Raw genomic sequence first — 17,709 nt, forward strand, 5'->3', positions numbered from 1 at the left:
GATCGATCTGCGGGACCGAACTCGTGCATCGAACGTCGCCGCGGCGGGCGGAGCATTGCCTCTGAATCAACGCAGACGTTGATAGCCGTCTCCGGAATCGTGGCAGCCCGAGTCATTGTTGTCAACGCAGGTGTAGATTGCGGCGGTAGGCGGAAGGCGGACACCATCGTCAACGTCTGGTCGACGACCAAGACGATGGTGGCGTTGTGCGCGCTCATCCTCGCCGACCGTGGCGAACTCGATCTGAACGCGCCGGTCGCGGTCTATTGGCCGGGAATCCGGTCGCGGTCACGGACCTGTACGCCTGGCCGACGGTTGTCGCGCGGCCGGCCGGACAGGCTCCGGAATGGGAGCCGGGCGCCGAGGCGGGCAATCACTCGATAACCTGCGGTTTCCTGGCTATACCCGAGCCCTCGCCATCCTGATGGCCGTCTACGGTGCCCTCACCCATTGATGGGCGCAAGATCGTGAACAGCTGGAGGTGGCTTTCGCGCAGGAGTAACGTTATCGGTCCGCTCTCTCATCGAGTCGAGGCAGTCGTGCACGAAATGGCGATCACCCAGAGTGTTATCGATGCCGTGTGTGAGCACGCGGCCGGTAGGAAGGTGCACAGCGTCACCGTTGCGGTAGGCGCGCTGTGCGCGGTGGTCCCCGATGCCATGGAGTTCTGTTTCGAGCTGGCCGCCGAAGGCACGGTTGCGGAAGGAGCGCACCTGGAGATCGAGCAGGTGCCGGGCCGGGTGATCTGCCGGTCCTGTGGTGCGGACTTCACGCTGACCGACCTGATCGTGTTGTGCCATTGCGGAAGTGCCGACGTCGATGTGATATCTGGGCGGGAACTGCGAATCCGGTCTATGGAGGTGAGCGAAGAATGTGCGCAACCTGCGGATGTGGCAACGACACAGCGGCCATGATCACCGTCCCGCACGATCACGATCACGATCACGATCAAGGGGATGGACACGGCCATGAGCACCACCATCATGATCACAGTGCCGACCATGTGCACCTGCCGGTGACCGAGACGGTCACCCTCGAGCAGAAGATCCTGGCCAAGAACGACCTACTTGCTCGCCATAATCGGGACTGGATCGAGCAAAGAAATATCGTGGCGTTCAACATGACCAGTTCGCCGGGCGCGGGCAAGACGACGTTGCTCGAGCGCACTATCGGGGAGTTGAGCGGCGACGTGCCGATCGCCGTCATCGAGGGTGACCAGGAGACCTTGCTGGACGCCGAGCGAATAAGAGCGACCGGCTGCGCCGTGGTGCAGATCAATACCGGTGCCGGTTGCCACCTCGACGCCGAGATGATGCGCCGCGCACTCGATACCCTGGCACCCGCGCCCGGCACTCTGTTGTTCGTCGAAAATGTCGGCAACCTGGTCTGCCCAGCATTGTTCGATCTCGGCGAGCGCAGCAAGGTCGTGGTCGTCTCGGTGACCGAAGGGACCGACAAACCGCTCAAGTACCCGCACATGTTCGCGGCCGCGGGTCTTGTCATTGTGAATAAGATCGACTTATTACCGTATGTGGACTTCGACCTGGACAAATGCCGCGAATATGCGCATTCGGTGAACCCCGGCGTCGAAATTCTTCCGATGTCGGTGACGACCGGAGACGGTATCGCCCGCTGGTACGACTGGCTTGCGATGGAGCGTGCGGCTGTCGCGTCGGCCGGCCTTGATCATGTAGTCGGGCGGGCCTAGAATCTTGTGATCAGGGTCACATTCAGGTGATGTTCTTCAAAATGGGCGAGAACATCATCGGGTGTCCGGACTCCGGAAGGTGGCGCTTGTGCCAACTCAGGAAGCAGTCCGAGCCGAAGAAACGTTGATCCACGTTCTATGGATCAACGCCGGCCTCAGTTGTGACGGTGACTCGGTGGCATTGACTGCGGCCACTCAGCCGAGCATCGAAGAGATCGCACTCGGGGCGCTCCCTGGCTTGCCGAAGATCGCTGTGCACTGGCCACTCATTGATTTCGAATGTGGCCCAGCCGGTGGCGCCGATGACTTCCTCGAATGGTTCTTCAAAGCCGATCGTGGTGAACTGGAGCCGTTCGTTCTCGTCGTGGAAGGTTCGATACCGAACGAGCAATTACACAAAGAGGGCTATTGGTGCGGGTTCGGCAATAACCCTGCTACCGGTCAGCCGATGACGACGAGCGAATGGCTCGACCGCCTGGCGCCGAAAGCGACGGCCGTTGTCGCGGTCGGCACGTGCGCTACTTATGGTGGCATCCATGCGATGGCGGGTAACCCGACCGGCGCCATGGGTGTTCCGGATTATCTCGGTTGGGAATGGAAGAGTAAGGCAGATATCCCCATCGTCTGCGTACCTGGTTGCCCGATCCAACCGGACAATCTGTCGGAAACCCTCACCTACCTGCTCTACATGGCGACAGGCCAAGCGCCGATGATCCCGCTCGACGAGTCGCTGCGCCCGAAATGGCTGTTCGGCGCAACCGTTCACGAAGGCTGCGACCGCGCGGGCTATTACGAGCAAGGTGACTTCGCCACCGAGTACGGATCGCCGAAATGCATTGTGAAACTGGGGTGCTGGGGCCCGGTCGTGAAATGCAACGTACCCAAACGCGGCTGGATCAACGGCGTCGGTGGTTGTCCGAATGTCGGCGGCATCTGCATCGGCTGCACCATGCCGGGATTCCCCGACAAGTTCATGCCATTCATGGATGAACCACCCGGCGGCAAGCTTTCCTCTACCGCCTCTGGTCTATACGGGTCGGTGATCCGCAGCCTGCGGAACATCACTGGACATACTCTCGACAAAGAGCCGCGCTGGCGGCACAAGGGCGAAAAGCTGGAATCCGGCGCGTCGCGCACCTGGTAGGAGAATGTTCGATGACACAGATCATTCCGGAGCCGTCGCACAGAAAGATCGACCCCGACAGTCTCGTCGAAATGGCGTGGGATCCGATCACTCGAATCGTCGGCAGCCTAGGCATTTACACCAAGATCGATTTCGAGAATCGAGAGGTGGTCGAGTGTCATAGCACCTCGTCCATCTTCCGCGGTTATTCGATCTTCATGCGCGGCAAGGATCCTCGTGACGCGCACTTCATAACAAGCCGTATCTGCGGCATCTGCGGTGATAACCACGCGACGTGCTCCTGCTATTGCCAGAACATGGCGTACGGGGTGAAGCCGCCGGCGCTGGGCGAATGGATCGTCAACCTCGGCGAAGCCGCCGAGTACATGTTCGACCACAACATCTTCCAGGAGAACCTGGTCGGGGTCGATTTCTGCGAAAAGATGATCGCCGAAACCAATCCCGGTGTGCTCGCGATGGCGGAGAAGACGCTCTCACCACATTCCAACGAGCACGGATATCGCACCATCGCCGACATCATGCGCGCACTCAATCCGTTCACCGGCGAGTTCTACCGCGAAGCTTTGCAGGTCAGCCGGTACACCCGCGAGATGTTCTGCCTGATGGAAGGCAGACATGTGCATCCGTCGACGCTGTATCCCGGTGGTGTCGGCACGGTCGCGACGATCCAGCTGATGACCGACTACATGTCCCGGCTGATGCGCTACGTCGAGTTCATGAAGAAGGTCGTGCCGATGCACGATGACCTGTTCGACTTCTTCTACGAGGCGCTCCCCGGATACGACCAGGTCGGCCTGCGCCGCACTCTGCTCGGCTGCTGGGGATCGTTCCAGGATCCGGAAGTCTGCAACTTCGCCTACAAGGATATGGAGGAGTGGGGTCGCAAGATGTTCGTCACCCCGGGCGTCGTGGTGGACGGAAAGCTGATCACCACCTCCCTGGTCGACATCAATCTCGGCCTCCGAATCCTTTTGGGCAGTTCGTATTACGATGACTGGACCGACCAGGACATGTTTGTGAAGACCGATCCGCTCGGCAACCCGGTCGATCGCAGGCACCCGTGGAACCAGCACACCAATCCCAAGCCGCAAAAACGCGACATGGACGACAAGTACAGCTGGGTCATGTCGCCACGCTGGTTCGACGGCAAGGAGCACCTGGCGTTGGACACCGGCGGTGGACCGCTGGCCCGGCTGTGGTCGACGGCGCTGGCCGGACTGGTCGACATCGGGTACGTGAAGTCGACCGGGCAGAGTGTGCAGATCAACCTGCCGAAGACCGCGCTGAAGGGCCCGGTGAGTCTCGAATGGAAGATCCCTGCCCACGGCAGCAACACCATTGAACGCAACCGGGCACGCACCTACTTCCAGGCCTATGCGGCGGCGAGCGCACTGCATTTCGCCGAGCAGGCATTGGCAGAAATTCGTGCGGGCCGCACCAAGACGTGGGAGAAGTTCGAGGTGCCCGACGAGGGCATCGGCTGTGGCTTCACCGAGGCGGTGCGTGGAGTGCTCTCGCATCACATGGTGATCCGGGACGGCAAGATCGCCAACTACCACCCGTATCCGCCGACGCCGTGGAACGCCAGCCCGCGCGATAGCTATGGCACGCCGGGCCCCTATGAGGACGCGGTGCAGGGACAACCGATCTTCGAGGAGAACGATCGGGAGCATTTCAAGGGCATCGACATCATGCGCACAGTCCGCAGTTTCGATCCATGTCTGCCCTGTGGTGTGCACATGTATCTGGGCGACGGCAAGACGCTGGAGAAGCTGCACTCACCGACACAGACGCTGACCGCGGAGTGAGCCGGGCCGGGCCCGGGCGACAGGAGATGACAGTGGAGGATCGCCCGGAGGAACGGGACGACGCTGCGGTGCAGGAAACAGGTTCGGTGGAATCGGCCCGCTGGCGGGAGGCAGGCGAGCGCATCGAGTCTTTGCTCGATGCGAGCTCCGCAGGCGGCGCCGTGGCCCGAGAACGCGCCGAGCAGTTGGTTCGCGAGGTCGCCGATCTGTACGGTGCGGCATTGGCTCGGGTCTTGCAGTTGGTCGACGGCCACGCCGTCGACCTGCTGGCACGTGATGATCTGGTCGCCAGCCTGCTGCTGGTGCACGGCCTGCATCCGCACGACGTGCAGACCAGGGTGCTGGCCGCGTTGGACAGCGTGCGGCCATATCTCGGGTCGCACGGCGGCGACGTCGAGCTGGTGGGTGTCGTGGACGGAATCGTGCGGCTCGAGTTCAGGGGCAGTTGTCGCACTTGCCCGTCGTCGTCGGTAACGTTGGAGCTCGCGGTCGAGGATGCGATACACGCGGCCGCGCCAGAGGTAGAGGCTATTGAAATTGTTGCCGCACAGCAGGATTCGACGTCGAGCCTGATTTCAGCCGACTCGTTGTTCGCCAGGGTGCACGCACACGAGCCGCATTCGGGTAGTTGGATCGCGGTGCCGGAACTGGCTGAACTGCAATCCGGCGAGGTCGGCGGATTCGCCGTCTCGGGGATATCTATCCTGGCCTGCCGGGTCGGTGACGACCTTTTCGCCTACCGGGATCACTGCCCGGCATGCGAGAAATCGCTCGCGGGCGCGGCAGTGCAGCGTCGGGTCGGGTTCCCCGTCGGCGACGCGGTGCTGCGGTGTCCGACCTGCCTGGCCCATTTCGACGTCGTGCACGCAGGCGCGCGGGTGGACGGCGACGGGCATCTCGAACCGTTGCCCGTGTTGGTGCGCTCCGGTGAGCTGTCGGTGGCGGTACCGGTGGGGGTGCGCGGGTGACGACACCGTTTCATGTGTTGCAGCGCATCACCGCCAACCGGAAACCGGAGGTGCGGGCAGGTGAACGTTGTGAAATGTGTGCCGAGCCGATCGCCGACGCCCACCAGCATGTGGTGAATATCGAAGGCAGGCAGTTGATGTGCGTCTGTCGCGCCTGCTATCTGCTGTTCATCGATCAGAACGCCGCGCTGCGCTATCGCGCTGTGCCCGACCGCTACCTGTCTTTTCCGGACTTCACAATCAGCCAGGGTGAGTGGGACGGGCTGGAGATCCCGGTAGGACTTGCGTTCTTCTTCCACAATTCCGCGCTCGGCAAGACCGTCGCGTTCTACCCGGGTCCCGCCGGTGCGACGGAATCGGAACTGCCACTGCAACAGTGGCGCTCGGTGCTGGATCGGCATCCGGAGATCGACGTGCTATCGGCCGATGTCGAGGCGTTGCTGATTCGGGTGCCCGAACGCGGCACCGCCGACGCCGTCTGTCTGTTGCTGCCGATCGACGCCTGCTACGAATTCGTCGGCCGGATGCGAATGCTGTGGCGCGGTTTCGACGGGGGCCAGGATGTACGCCGGTATATGGACGAGTTCTTCACCGCGATGTCCGCCCGTGCGCGGCCCGGCGGCGTGCGATGAGCCCCGCCTACTCGACGACCTTCGCGGTTCTCGAGATGAAGCCGGAGCCGTACGCGGTGGCGCCGATCCTGTCCGCCCGTGTCGGCATCGCCGCACTGGGAGAAGATCCGGTACATGCGATCGCGCTGCGGGCGCAGGTGCGCATCGAACCCTACCGTCGCTCCTACACCGAGGAGGAGAGCGCGGGCCTGGCGGATTTGTTCGGTCCGCGCGAACGATGGAAGGACACGCAGCGGTCATTTCTCTGGATGCACTGCGCCACCATGATTCAAGGATTCAGCGGTGGCACCGAGGTCGACCTACCCATGCCGGTCACCTACGACTTCGAGGTGACCGGATCCAAGTATCTGCATGCGCTGCGTGGCGGCACCGTGCCGTTGATATTCCTGTTCAGCGGCACCGTATTCAGCAAGGGCCAGACCGGTTTCTCGATCCAGCAGATTCCGTGGGATCGCGAGGACAAGTTCGATATGCCGATTTCGGTCTGGCGCGACCTGGTGGCCGCGCACTTTCCGAACTCCGGGTGGGTGCGTCTGAGCAGGGAAACACTGGACGCGCTCGCCACGTACAAATCCGGTCACGGCCTGCTCGGATTCGACGACGCGGTCACCACATTGCTGGCCGCTTCCTCCGAGGAGAGCCCATGAGCGCCAACGTGTCCGCGGGAGCGGCGCGCGCCCGCGCGGTCGCCGATGCCGTGCTCTACGAGGGCTATCTGCTCTACCCGTATCGGGCGAGCTCACGAAAGAACCAGTCGCGCTGGCAGTTCGGGGTGCTCGGACCCGAGGGCGCCGGCGATGCCGGTGTCGGCGAGGATTCGCGTCTTGCGGCACAATGCCTGCTCACCACGGGCAAGGACGCCGCGATCACGCTGACCGTTCGACTGCTGCAGTTGCAGCACCGCGTCGTCGAGGATCGCGAGGGTAATGCCGTACCGGAGCTGACCGTCGGATCGGATTCGTGGATCACCTGGGACGAGGCAGTCGAGCGAGAATTCGCCGTCGGCCCGGTACCGTTGGCGGGCACAACGCAAGCGGTGCGAATTCCCGGCGGTGTCGAGGTCGAGGAGCTGACCGACGCCGATGGGTATCCCGCGGGACGGTTGGTGCGCACGCGACTGTCGGTGGACGGGGAACTGGTCGTCTCGATCGAGCAGGACGGCGGATATCGCCGCCTGACCATCGAAGTCCGCAATGTCGGCGCGGCCGCGACGGACAAGGACGATGCTATCGCCCGATCATTGATCGGCGTGCACGTCATCGTGGAAGCCGAAGGCGCGCAATTCGTCTCGCTGTTGGACCCACCGCCGGACGCGGTCGATGCCGTCGCGCGCTGCACACAGCACCGCTGCTTCCCGGTGCTCGCGGGCCCGCCCGGTGACGAAAGCCTGCTGCTGATCTCGCCGATCATCCTCTACGACCATCCGGAGATCGCCGAGCAGAGTGAAGGACCGCTGTTCGACTCCACCGAGATCGACGAAATCCTCACGCTGCGTGTGATGACCATGACCGACGAGGAGAAGGCTCAGGCCCGCGCCACCGACGCGCGCGCCGCACAGATCATCGACCGCTGTGAGGGCATGACCCCGGAGGCCATGCAACAACTGCACGGTGTGCTGCGCGATCCCCACCTGGACCGACCACGGTTGGTTCCGGAGATCCCCGACGGCGTCGATTGGTGGGATCCGCTGGCGGACAATGCCGTCGCGCCGGAGTCCGACGCCGTATCTGTGCAGGGCGTGCTGGTGAGCAAAGGCAGCACGGTCCGGCTGCACCCCTCGCGGCGCGCGGACGCTCAGGATCTGTTCTTCGACGGCAAGCTCGCCCGCGTCACCTCGGTACATGAAGACGTCGACGGTCAAGCCCACGTCGGTGTCGTCATCGAGGACGATCCAGCTGCCGACTTGCACGAATGGTACGGCCGCTACCTGTACTTCGCGCCGGACGAAATCGAACCCCTCAACAGGCCGGAATAGTGAAAGGAAGGTTCGTCATGGAAGCGATAGGAGTGATTGCGACCGTCGCCGTCGGGGTGGTGGTTGTGGTAGGCATCTACACCGGCATCCGGTCGATACCGGATCTTCGGCGCTACCTGAAGATCCGACACATGTGAGATGGCTGCGCGAGTGCTTGTCGCCGGGATAGGCAACATCTTTCTCGGCGACGATGGATTCGGACCGGAGGTGGTGCGGCGGCTGCCGCAGCATCCCGACAGTGCGGTGCGCGTGGTCGACTACGGAATTCGCGGTATGCACCTCGCCTACGACCTACTGGACTCGTGGGACGCGCTCGTGCTGATCGATGCGATACCGAATCGTGGCGCACCGGGAGAGGTCGTCGTGTTCCGCGCCGAGACGGGCGGATCGGGCGCCGCGCAGCTCGATGCGCACGCGATGAATCCGGAGGCCGTGTTCGCGAGCGTGCGTGCGCTGGGCGCGAGGTTGCCGCCGACCGTTGTCATCGGCTGCCGAGTCGCGTGCGTCGATGAAGGTATCGGCCTGTCAGGGCCGGTCGCCGCCGCGGTGCCCGCGGCTGTCGACGCTGTCGATCGGGTCGTTGCGGACCTGCTGACCACCCACCAGGAGGTGTGAACCAATGTGCCTCGGCATACCGGGACGCGTCGTCGAGATCCTCGACGGCTACCACAACCAGATTGCGTTGGTCGATGTCTCCGGGGAGAAGCGAAAGGTCAATATCGGTCTGCTGGAAGATAATCCGGCGCAACCCGGTGACTGGGTGATCATTCATATGGGCTTCGTCGTGGAGAAGACCGATGAAGAAGGCGCGGTGCGGGCGATGGCAGGACTGCGCCTGCTCGGCAGCGGTGACGGGCCATGACCGGCGGTCGGGCGCGGCGGCGGCTGATTGTGCGCGGCGTGGTGCAGGGCGTCGGGTTCCGGCCGTTCGTGTACACCACCGCGGCCGAATTGGCGTTGTCGGGCAGTGTGTCGAACGGCAGCGCGGGCGTCATCGTCGAAGTCGAAGGCGCGCAGGCCGATCTCGATGAGTTCGCGCGCCGGGTGCGGCAGCGGCCACCGCCGCTCGCGGTGGTCGAATCGGTGCAGGAGGTCGCGATCGCGGTGCAGGGCGGCACCGGCTTCCACATCGCCGACACCACCCGCGACGGTGGCGGGCGCACCCTGGCCTCTCCTGATGTCGCCATGTGCGTGGACTGCGCCGATGAGCTGTGCGATCCGCATAATCGCCGTTACCGCCATCCATTCATCAACTGCACCAACTGTGGTCCGCGATTCACCATCATCGCCGGTCTGCCCTATGACCGTGAACGAACCTCGATGGCCGACTTCGCGATGTGCGAGTGCTGTGCCCGCGAATACGCCGACCCGGCCGATCGGCGTTTCCACGCGCAGCCGATCGCGTGCCCCGACTGCGGTCCCACGCTCGCTTTCCGCGGCCGTGGCTCGGATGGCACACTGCCGCAAGGGAAAACGGACGAGGCGAGCCGAGGCATCGACGTGGACGATCCGGTGGCCGCCGCCAGGCAATTGCTCCGCGACGGCGGGATCCTCGCGGTGAAAGGTGTTGGGGGCTACCACCTCGCCTGCGATGCCGCCGACGAGGCCGCGGTGGCCGAGTTGCGTACGAGGAAGCGCCGCGGCGACAAGCCTTTTGCCGTGATGGTCGCCAACCTGACTGTCGCACGCTCGGTCGTGCGGGTCGACGAGACCGGTGCTGTTCTGTTGACAGGCCCGCAACGTCCAATCGTGTTGTTGGCCCGTGGCGATCGCGCACTCGCCGAATCCGTGGCGCCGCGCAACCCGGACCTGGGTGTCATGATCGCCTACACCCCGCTGCATGTGCTGCTCTTCGGTCTGCCCGGCGACCGCTCCGGTCCCGAGGCGCTGGTGATGACCTCGGGCAATCTCGGTGGCGAACCGATCTGCTACGACGATGTCGACGCGCGCGAACGGCTCGCCGATCTTGCCGATGGCTGGCTGTCGCACGACCGTCGCATTCTCGTACCGTGCGACGACTCGGTGGTGCGCATAGTCGATGGGATCGAAATGCCGGTCCGGCGCTCCCGTGGCTACGCGCCGCTGCCGTTGACACTGCCCGTCCCCGTGCCACCCACGTTGGCGGTCGGCGGGGACCTCAAGAACACCTGCGCGGTGGCCGATGGTCGCTACGCGTGGCTCAGCCAGCACATCGGCGATATGGACGACCTGGCGACCCTGCGGGCCTTCGATGATGCCGAACAGCACCTGGAGGAGCTCACCGGTGTCCGTCCGACGCAGCTCGCGGTCGACGCGCACCCGCTCTACCGTTCCACCGCGTGGGCGCGGCAGCATGCGGGCGACCGGCCGGTCCGTACGGTCCAGCACCACCATGCGCACATCGCCGCGGTGATGGGTGAGCACGGCCTCGGCGAATCGGCCACCGTCGTCGGTCTAGCCTTCGACGGCACCGGGTTCGGTCCGGACGGTGCGGTCTGGGGTGGTGAGGTGCTGCTGGCAGGCTATAAGGGCTTCCGGCGGCTTGCGCACCTGAAATATGTGCCACTGGCCGGCGGCGATGCGAGCGTGCGTCGTCCGTATCGGATGGCGCTGGCCCACCTGTGGGCGGCGGGCTTGGAATGGTCGCCGTCGATCGCGTCGGTTGCCGCCTGCCCTGCCGACGAAAAGCGGGTCCTTGCGCACCAATTCGATACCGGACTCGGTTGTGTGCCGACGTCGAGCATGGGTCGACTGTTCGATGCCGTGTCGTCGTTGGCGGGTGTGCGGCATATCGCCGACTACGAAGCACAGGCGGCGATCGAACTCGAGGGCGTTTCCCGCGATATCGATGCGTCCGGTGCCTGCTACCGCTTCGTCTTGGATCGCCAGGTGGATCCGGTCTCGATAGATCCGGCACCGGTCGTCGCCGCGGTGGTGGCCGATGCCGCCGCGGGCGTCGCACCCGCGGTGATCGGCGCGCGATTCCATCGGGCGGTCGCACATCTTGCCCTCGAACTGGCGCTCGCCTGTGCGAGCGAATCAACGACCGTCGCCCTGTCGGGCGGGGTCTTCCAGAACGCCTTGTTGTTGTCGCAGTCGCGAATGTTACTGCGGGAAAATGGATTCCACGTCCTCTGTCATCGTCGGCTACCGCCGAACGATGGTGGTCTCGCGTTCGGGCAGTTACTCGCCGCGGGCGCGGGCTGAGCGAAAGGAGAGCCAACGATGTGCCTGGCAGTCCCAGGGAAGGTGCTCAGCCTCCAGGAGCGAGACGGCACGCTGATGTCCGTCGTCGACTTCGGCGGCGTGCACAAAGATGTGTGCCTGCAATACATTCCGGACGCTGCGATCGGTGACTACGTGGTTGTCCACGTCGGCTTCGCCATTCAGCGCCTCGACGAGGAATCCGCGCTGCGGACATTGGCCGAATTCGAGCACCTCGGGGTGCTGAAAGAGGAATTCGGCGACGGTTTCGCACTGGCCGCCAAACAGGCGGGTCTCGCCGATCCCACGGCTGAAGCAGCCGAACCGACACAGCCGCAACACGACAGCGAGGTGGCGCCATGAAGTATCTCGATGAGTTCAGCAACCCGGAGCTGGCCAAGAACCTGCTCGACAAGATCCGCGGGGTCACCACCCAGCGCTGGGCGATCATGGAAGTCTGTGGTGGTCAAACCCATTCGATCATCCGCCACGGCATCGACCAGCTGCTTCCCGATGAGATCGAGATGATCCACGGACCTGGCTGCCCGGTCTGCGTGACGCCACTCGAGGTGATCGACAAAGCACTGGAGATCGCCGCACGACCCGGCGTGATCTTCTGTTCCTTCGGCGACATGCTGCGGGTACCGGGCAGTAAGAAGGACCTCTTCCATGTCAAGAGCGAGGGTGGCGATGTCCGAGTGGTCTATTCGCCGCTGGACGCGCTCAATATCGCCAGGGAGAACCCGGATCGCCAGGTGGTGTTCTTCGGCATCGGCTTCGAGACCACCGCGCCTGCCAACGCCATGACCGTCTATCAAGCGAAGCGGCTCGGTATCGAGAACTTCTCGCTGCTGGTCTCGCACGTGCTGGTGCCGCCCGCGATCGCCGCGATCATGGAGTCGCCGAGCTGCCGCGTGCAGGGGTTTCTCGCGGCCGGGCACGTGTGCAGCGTGATGGGCACCAAGGAGTATCCGCCACTGGCCGAGAAGTATCGGGTGCCGATGGTCGTCACGGGCTTCGAGCCACTGGATATCCTCGAGGGGATTCGGCGCACCGTGACCCAGCTGGAGACAGGAAAGCACGAGCTGGAGAACGCGTATCCGCGCGCGGTGATGGCCGAGGGAAATCCTGCCGCGAGAGCGATGCTGCAGGACGTTTTCGAGGTGACCGACCGCGCCTGGCGCGGAATCGGCATGATCCCGCAGAGCGGGTGGCGACTCTCGGAACGCTACCGGGACTACGACGCGGAGCAGCGGTTCGCGGTGGCAGACCTGCGTACGGAGGAATCGTCTATCTGCCGCTCCGGCGAGGTACTTCAGGGCTTGATCAAGCCACACGAATGCGCCGCGTTCGGCAAGGAATGCACGCCGCGAAATCCGTTGGGCGCTACCATGGTTTCCTCGGAAGGTGCGTGCGCCGCCTACTACCTGTACCGGCGGCTGGACCAGCCCGCGGAGGTGGCTCATGCCTGACGATATCGGAATGCCCTCGGTGGCTCCGACGATCGACATGGAGAATTGGGTGTGCCCGATGCCGCTGCGGGACTCGCCGAATATCGTGATGGGACATGGGGGCGGCGGCGCCATGTCCGGTGAGTTGATCGAGCATCTGTTCCTGCCCGCTTTCGGCGCGGCCGCCGAAGCCGACATGGGTGACTCCGCGGTGATAACGCTCGGCGGCGCCCGGCTGGCGTTCTCGACCGATTCGTTCGTGGTGAAGCCGCTGGTGTTTCCCGGCGGCTCCATCGGCGACCTCGCCGTCAACGGCACCGTCAACGACCTGGCGATGTCGGGCGCGCGTCCGATGGTGCTCTCGACCGCGTTCATTCTGGAGGAGGGCACCGCGCTCGCCGATATCGCACACATCGCCAAGGCGTTGGGCACCGCGGCGCTCGCGGCGGGAGTCAAGCTCGTCACCGGGGACACCAAGGTGGTGGATTCCGGGCACGGTGACGGAATCTTCATCAATACCGCGGGAATCGGCGTTGTCGACGACGGTGTGGACATTCGGCCGCAGCGCGCAGCACCTGGCGATGTCGTGATCGTCAGCGGCGACATCGGCGTACACGGAGTCGCGGTGATGAGCTGTCGCGAAGGGCTCGAATTCGGGACTACGGTGGTCAGTGATACCGCGGCGCTCAACGGTCTGGTCGCGGTGATGCTCGCAACAGGTGCGGATGTGCATGTGCTGCGTGACCCGACCCGCGGCGGCGTGGCCGCGACGCTCAACGAGATCGCCGGCGTCGCGAAAGTCGGTGTGTCACTGGATGAACGGAAGCTCCCGGTGCCTGCCGAAGTGCGGGATGCCTGCGGGCTGCTCGGGCTCGATCCGATGTATGTGGCCAACGAGGGCAAGCTGGTCGCGTTCGTCGCGCCGCAAGACGCGGATCGAGTACTTGCCGCGATGCGCGACCATCCTCTCGGTGCGCGGGCCGAGGCGATCGGGTGCTGCGTCGCGGAACATCCCGGCATGGTGGTCGCGCGTACCGCGTTGGGTGGTACTCGGGTCGTCGCACTGCCCGCAGGGGAGCAGCTACCGCGGATTTGCTGAGGTGGGCGGCGACCTGTCGCCGTCGGGAAGTTAGTGAGGTCCACGTCATCATTTCGGTTACCAACTCGCCGAGGGCGCTACGGAACGCATGGGCAGGTCTGGACCGGCATCAGCGGGCGAGTATCGCCGGGATGGTCGTCACGGTCACGACCCTGCACGTCGTCGGCTGGGCGACGTTGTTCTTCCTGGTCGTCCCCAACAATTACGTGGTGGAGGGCACGGTCTTCGGCGTCGGGCTCGGCGTCACCGCCTATACCCTCGGTATGCGGCATGCCTTCGATGCCGATCACATTGCCGCGATCGACAACACCACGCGAAAGCTGGTGGCGGAGAAGCAGAAACCACTGTCGGTCGGATTCTGGTTCTCGCTCGGGCATTCCACGATCGTGTTCGTCCTCGTCGCGTTGCTCGCGGCGGGTGTGAAGGCGCTCGCGGCCAATATTCAGAACGAGAACTCCGGCTTGCAACAGTGGACCGGTGTGTTCGGCACCGGCATCTCGGGTACCTTCCTGATCCTGATCGGGCTGCTGAACCTGGTGTCGCTCATCGGGATCTGGCGGGTGTTCCGCGGCATGCGCCGTGGCAGTTACGACGAGGCGCAGCTCGAGGCGCAGCTCGAATCCCGTGGCGCGCTGAACCGGCTCTTCGGGCCGATGATGCGGGCCGTGCGTAAGCCGTGGCAGATGTATCCGGTCGGACTGCTCTTCGGTCTCGGTTTCGACACCGTCACCGAGGTGAGCCTGCTGGTGATCGCGGGCGGGGCCGCGGCGACCGATCTGCCGTGGTACTCGATTCTGGTACTGCCCGTCCTCTTTTCGGCGGGCATGTCATTGTTCGACGCCTTGGATGGGACATTCATGAACTATGCGTACGGCTGGGCGTTCGCGCGGCCGGTCCGCAAGATCTACTACAACATCGTCGTGACGGGACTGTCGGTGGCGGTCGCCCTGCTGATCGGTGCGCAGGAGGTGATTTCGATCCTCACCGAGAAATTCGATGTCACGACGGGTCCGCTGGCCTGGGTCGGGAACCTCGATCTCGGGGCGATGGGCTTCATTATCGTCGCATTGTTCGCGCTGACCTGGATCGCGGCCATTGCCGTGTGGCGCATCGGCGACGTCGAGCATCGTTGGCAGTCCGACCTGACTACGGAACCGCAGGGGTGATGGACACCGCGGGTACCGACATGTTCGCGCGGTATACCTACGCGCCCAACCGGCTCGGCTACTGTGGCCCCGCCGAGGCAGCGGCGTTACGCAGCGGCTCGAGTGCCGATATTCGGGCGGTCGCGCCCCGGTTCTCCGGCGTATGGCCGTATCTTCGAGTGATGGCCCGGCTGACCGGGATCGACGATCCGCTGGATCGACGGCTCGTCGAATCGTATTGGCTCGGTGGGGGAGTCGGCGCGGATCTGGACCCGGACGACTTCATGTCCGAGTTGCTCGCGGTCATCGGTCCGGTGGCAGGCGCCTATTGGACGCACCTCACTCCCGAACTGTCCACCGAGGCCGCCGCCAGCCATTGCTTCCATGTGTTCGGTGTGTATCCGTGGTCCAGACTGTTGGGTCGCGGGTTCGACGACCACCCGGTGAGTGTGCTGGACAACTGCCGGATCAATTGGGGGACAGTGGTTTCCCGTGATGAGGCCGGCGTCGCGCTCCGCTGTCGAAGCCTGGTGTGGAACGGGCAGGTGCTCGAGCTCTCCGCGCCGTCGATCCGGCGAGCGGATCTCTGGGCCGACGGGTACAGCTCCGTACCCGACGTCGCGGTGGGGGATGAGGTCGGTGTGCACTGGGGTCGCCTGTGTGGTCGCCTGTTACAGGGACAAGTGCGGGACTTGGAGGTGAGTACCGCACGTCAGTTGAAAGCGACCAACCTTCGGCTCGCCGCGCGCGGGGATCCGTAGTCGGAAGAACTGTGACCTCGCCCCCCTTCGGCCTCCTACGCCACGTCGCGGTGCCTCGAACGTGTGCGGGCCGGTGCTCGGGTCCGGAACCGGAGCGTGTGGCGTGGCTTCGGTGCCTTGCCGAATGGCGAACCGGACGCTCCAGGAGCGCCCGGTCTTCGGCATGGGCCGACATTCGCAATGTAGATTGTCTGCCGCAGTCGGCGGCGCGATAGAGGTAGTTCTGCAGAACCGTTTCCGCTCAGCTCGGCGGCGGCCGGGGTTCTCACATGAGGAACGGACATTTGCTGTTGTACCTGCCCGCAGAATCGGCGGTTACGATGCCCGGTCCCGCTATACGATTGCTATGCAGGTGCCAGATACCTTCGAAGAATGTCGGTCGAATAGCTGGCTGCCCGGTGTAGGTGGCGGCGGCTCAGAATTCACCGACCGCATCTGGAAAGTCCGCGTTGGCAGGTCCAGAACCGCATGGCGAACCGCAGCTCATTCGACGCTGAAGGATATCCCCGCTGACGGGCAAAGGAGTAAAAATGTCCACCATTCACTTCAAGGAGACGACGAACTCGACGCCCGAGGAGTTCGTCGCGGCGCTCACCGACTTCGGGCCCGGTCGCTCACAACTGTTCGGCAACAGCACCGACGAATACCTCGAGGTGCACGCCAAGGGCCTCGGGGAGGCCGACGTCACTGAAGGTTCGCGCGGCATCTGGGAACGCCTGCACTACGACTGGTCAGACCCCAACCGCGTCGTCATGACGACCACCGACTCCAACGTGTGGGGTGGGCATTCAGGCCACACATACACCTTCGCCCGTCGGCCCGATGGGACGACCGATGTGGATGTTGTCATTGTGCGCGAGGGCAAGAACTTCAAGGGACGGGTGCTCGGCGCTGTGGTCGGAACCGTCGGCAAGGGCGTCTTGAAACATGCGCTGGAAAACACCGTCAAGGCCGTCGAAGCCCGCAACAACGGCGCATAAACGGCAGAACGCTTGTGACCGGACCCGCCACGGGACGCCGATCGCGTGTGCCACTTTCGCAGACCACCAGGTTGAGTCTTCGCCGCCGCTGTGCCGTCGGTGGTAGGAATGCTGCCGGTCGAAGTGTCTTTTCATCTTCGAGTGTTGGTGCTCTGCGTTGCATTGCTTGTGTAGTAGATGGATCTGCGGTGGTCGCGGATCCGGCGTACACCCCACACGCTCAGCGCTACCGTGAGGGTCAGGTACAGGATGTAGGCGGTGTAGACCGTGACGTGGCCGTAGTCGATGGCCCACTCTGTCATCAGGGGCAGGACCGTCAACCCGGCGACGGTCAGCATCACTCCCAGTGCAAGAGCTGGTATTCCGAGTGGTGCCAGGTCGTCATCGATTCTGCGTTGCTGTGGCAGTCGAGTGTGGGCGCTGGCTCGGTTGCGTCCGCCGATGGCGGTGAAGGCGTCGAGTGAATGGCTGAAAGCTCTTGTGACCATGATGTACTCCAAGCGGGCCGCTCCGGTCGTGCGGGGTGGACTTGCGGGCATGGTTGTTCATGTGGCCGTGGTCGGCGGAATTCCCTATCGTGACGTAGGCGATCGGGGTACCCGGTCGAGCATCACAACCGTTAGCGATCGTTGTAGATAACTCCAGTTACAGAAAGCCTCTCAGATGTAGCGGTTGGACGAAACCCCGATCGCAATACGGATAATCGAACATGTGGGCGATGCTGATTCGTGACGAATATGAACCAACGAGATTCAACCGGGGGAATGTGGCCGTATATACCGGCTGCCAGCAGAGCGAAAAGTATGAATTCCATAGTTGTGATTTATGAAACTGTTATACTCCGGTGCGCAGAAT

At 63.8% G+C, this 17,709-nt stretch carries 20 protein-coding genes; 19 read left to right on the plus strand and 1 reads right to left on the minus strand.

From position 1 onward, the window contains the following. Positions 1-99 precede the first annotated feature (99 nt). The 19 genes from ACLMAJ_RS35595 to ACLMAJ_RS35685 all read left to right on the plus strand — a co-directional run bounded on the left by ACLMAJ_RS35595 (position 100) and on the right by ACLMAJ_RS35685 (position 16,854). Positions 100-384: a serine hydrolase gene (locus ACLMAJ_RS35595; protein ID WP_412018298.1), complete on the plus strand. Its 285-nt coding sequence runs from the start codon at positions 100-102 to the stop codon at positions 382-384. Positions 385-539: 155 nt separating this feature from the next. Beyond that, positions 540-914: a hydrogenase maturation nickel metallochaperone HypA gene (hypA, locus tag ACLMAJ_RS35600; RefSeq protein WP_412018299.1), complete on the plus strand. Its 375-nt coding sequence runs from the start codon at positions 540-542 to the stop codon at positions 912-914. Next, on the plus strand, positions 872-1,708 hold the full coding sequence (hypB, locus tag ACLMAJ_RS35605) for a hydrogenase nickel incorporation protein HypB (RefSeq protein WP_412018300.1): 837 nt from the start codon (positions 872-874) through the stop codon (positions 1,706-1,708). Before hypA ends, hypB begins: the two co-directional genes overlap by 43 nt. An 88-nt stretch (positions 1,709-1,796) precedes the next feature. Continuing rightward, positions 1,797-2,852, plus strand: coding sequence for an NADH-quinone oxidoreductase subunit B family protein (locus ACLMAJ_RS35610; RefSeq protein ID WP_412018301.1), 1,056 nt, complete (start codon positions 1,797-1,799; stop codon positions 2,850-2,852). 11 nt (positions 2,853-2,863) lie between these two features. Continuing rightward, positions 2,864-4,660 carry a nickel-dependent hydrogenase large subunit gene (locus ACLMAJ_RS35615; RefSeq protein WP_412018302.1) on the plus strand — a complete coding sequence of 599 codons (1,797 nt, stop codon included), beginning with the start codon at positions 2,864-2,866 and terminating at the stop codon, positions 4,658-4,660. A 32-nt stretch (positions 4,661-4,692) separates the two neighbouring features. Continuing rightward, positions 4,693-5,628, plus strand: a complete 936-nt coding sequence (locus tag ACLMAJ_RS35620) for a NifU family protein (protein ID WP_412018331.1) — start codon at positions 4,693-4,695, stop codon at positions 5,626-5,628. Further along, on the plus strand, positions 5,625-6,260 hold the full coding sequence (locus ACLMAJ_RS35625) for a DUF5947 family protein (protein WP_412018303.1): 636 nt from the start codon (positions 5,625-5,627) through the stop codon (positions 6,258-6,260). Before ACLMAJ_RS35620 ends, ACLMAJ_RS35625 begins: the two co-directional genes overlap by 4 nt. Continuing rightward, complete coding sequence (locus ACLMAJ_RS35630) at positions 6,257-6,907, plus strand: DUF6084 family protein (protein WP_412018304.1); 651 nt, start codon at positions 6,257-6,259, stop codon at positions 6,905-6,907. The genes ACLMAJ_RS35625 and ACLMAJ_RS35630 overlap by 4 nt, the downstream gene beginning before the upstream one ends. An 8-nt stretch (positions 6,908-6,915) precedes the next feature. Further along, positions 6,916-8,235, plus strand: a complete 1,320-nt coding sequence (locus ACLMAJ_RS35635; protein ID WP_412018332.1) for a hypothetical protein — start codon at positions 6,916-6,918, stop codon at positions 8,233-8,235. 17 nt (positions 8,236-8,252) lie between these two features. Beyond that, positions 8,253-8,372, plus strand: a complete 120-nt coding sequence (locus ACLMAJ_RS35640) for a DUF6893 family small protein (protein ID WP_412018305.1) — start codon at positions 8,253-8,255, stop codon at positions 8,370-8,372. Position 8,373: 1 nt separating this feature from the next. Next, positions 8,374-8,850, plus strand: a complete 477-nt coding sequence (locus ACLMAJ_RS35645; RefSeq protein ID WP_412018306.1) for a hydrogenase maturation protease — start codon at positions 8,374-8,376, stop codon at positions 8,848-8,850. 4 nt (positions 8,851-8,854) lie between these two features. Beyond that, the gene (locus tag ACLMAJ_RS35650; protein WP_412018307.1) at positions 8,855-9,097 is read left to right on the plus strand and encodes a HypC/HybG/HupF family hydrogenase formation chaperone; all 243 of its coding nucleotides are present in this window, start codon (positions 8,855-8,857) and stop codon (positions 9,095-9,097) included. Further along, positions 9,094-11,421, plus strand: coding sequence for a carbamoyltransferase HypF (gene hypF, locus ACLMAJ_RS35655; RefSeq protein WP_412018308.1), 2,328 nt, complete (start codon positions 9,094-9,096; stop codon positions 11,419-11,421). The genes ACLMAJ_RS35650 and hypF overlap by 4 nt, the downstream gene beginning before the upstream one ends. A gap of 18 nt (positions 11,422-11,439) precedes the next feature. Further along, entirely contained in the window at positions 11,440-11,781 is a 342-nt protein-coding gene (locus tag ACLMAJ_RS35660) for a HypC/HybG/HupF family hydrogenase formation chaperone (protein WP_412018309.1), read from the plus strand. Then, positions 11,778-12,890, plus strand: coding sequence for a hydrogenase formation protein HypD (gene hypD / locus ACLMAJ_RS35665; RefSeq protein WP_412018310.1), 1,113 nt, complete (start codon positions 11,778-11,780; stop codon positions 12,888-12,890). The genes ACLMAJ_RS35660 and hypD overlap by 4 nt, the downstream gene beginning before the upstream one ends. Continuing rightward, on the plus strand, positions 12,883-13,968 hold the full coding sequence (gene hypE, locus ACLMAJ_RS35670; RefSeq protein ID WP_412018311.1) for a hydrogenase expression/formation protein HypE: 1,086 nt from the start codon (positions 12,883-12,885) through the stop codon (positions 13,966-13,968). The genes hypD and hypE overlap by 8 nt, the downstream gene beginning before the upstream one ends. Before the next feature lie 98 nt (positions 13,969-14,066). After that, on the plus strand, positions 14,067-15,134 hold the full coding sequence (gene nicT, locus ACLMAJ_RS35675; protein ID WP_412018333.1) for a Nickel transporter NicT: 1,068 nt from the start codon (positions 14,067-14,069) through the stop codon (positions 15,132-15,134). Next, entirely contained in the window at positions 15,134-15,874 is a 741-nt protein-coding gene (locus ACLMAJ_RS35680; RefSeq protein ID WP_412018312.1) for a DUF6390 family protein, read from the plus strand. Before nicT ends, ACLMAJ_RS35680 begins: the two co-directional genes overlap by 1 nt. Positions 15,875-16,404: 530 nt before the next feature. Next, the gene (locus ACLMAJ_RS35685; RefSeq protein ID WP_412018313.1) at positions 16,405-16,854 is read left to right on the plus strand and encodes a hypothetical protein; all 450 of its coding nucleotides are present in this window, start codon (positions 16,405-16,407) and stop codon (positions 16,852-16,854) included. Positions 16,855-16,985: 131 nt separating this feature from the next. Here the strand turns inward: ACLMAJ_RS35685 and ACLMAJ_RS35690 are convergent, their stop codons facing one another. Beyond that, positions 16,986-17,342 (minus strand): hypothetical protein, encoded by a 357-nt coding sequence (locus tag ACLMAJ_RS35690; RefSeq protein ID WP_412018314.1) that lies wholly within the window; start codon positions 17,340-17,342, stop codon positions 16,986-16,988. Positions 17,343-17,709: the final 367 nt, after the last annotated feature.

It is taken from the genome of Nocardia arseniciresistens (assembly GCF_046764875.1).
GTDB classification, from domain to species: Bacteria; Actinomycetota; Actinomycetes; order Mycobacteriales; family Mycobacteriaceae; genus Nocardia; species Nocardia arseniciresistens.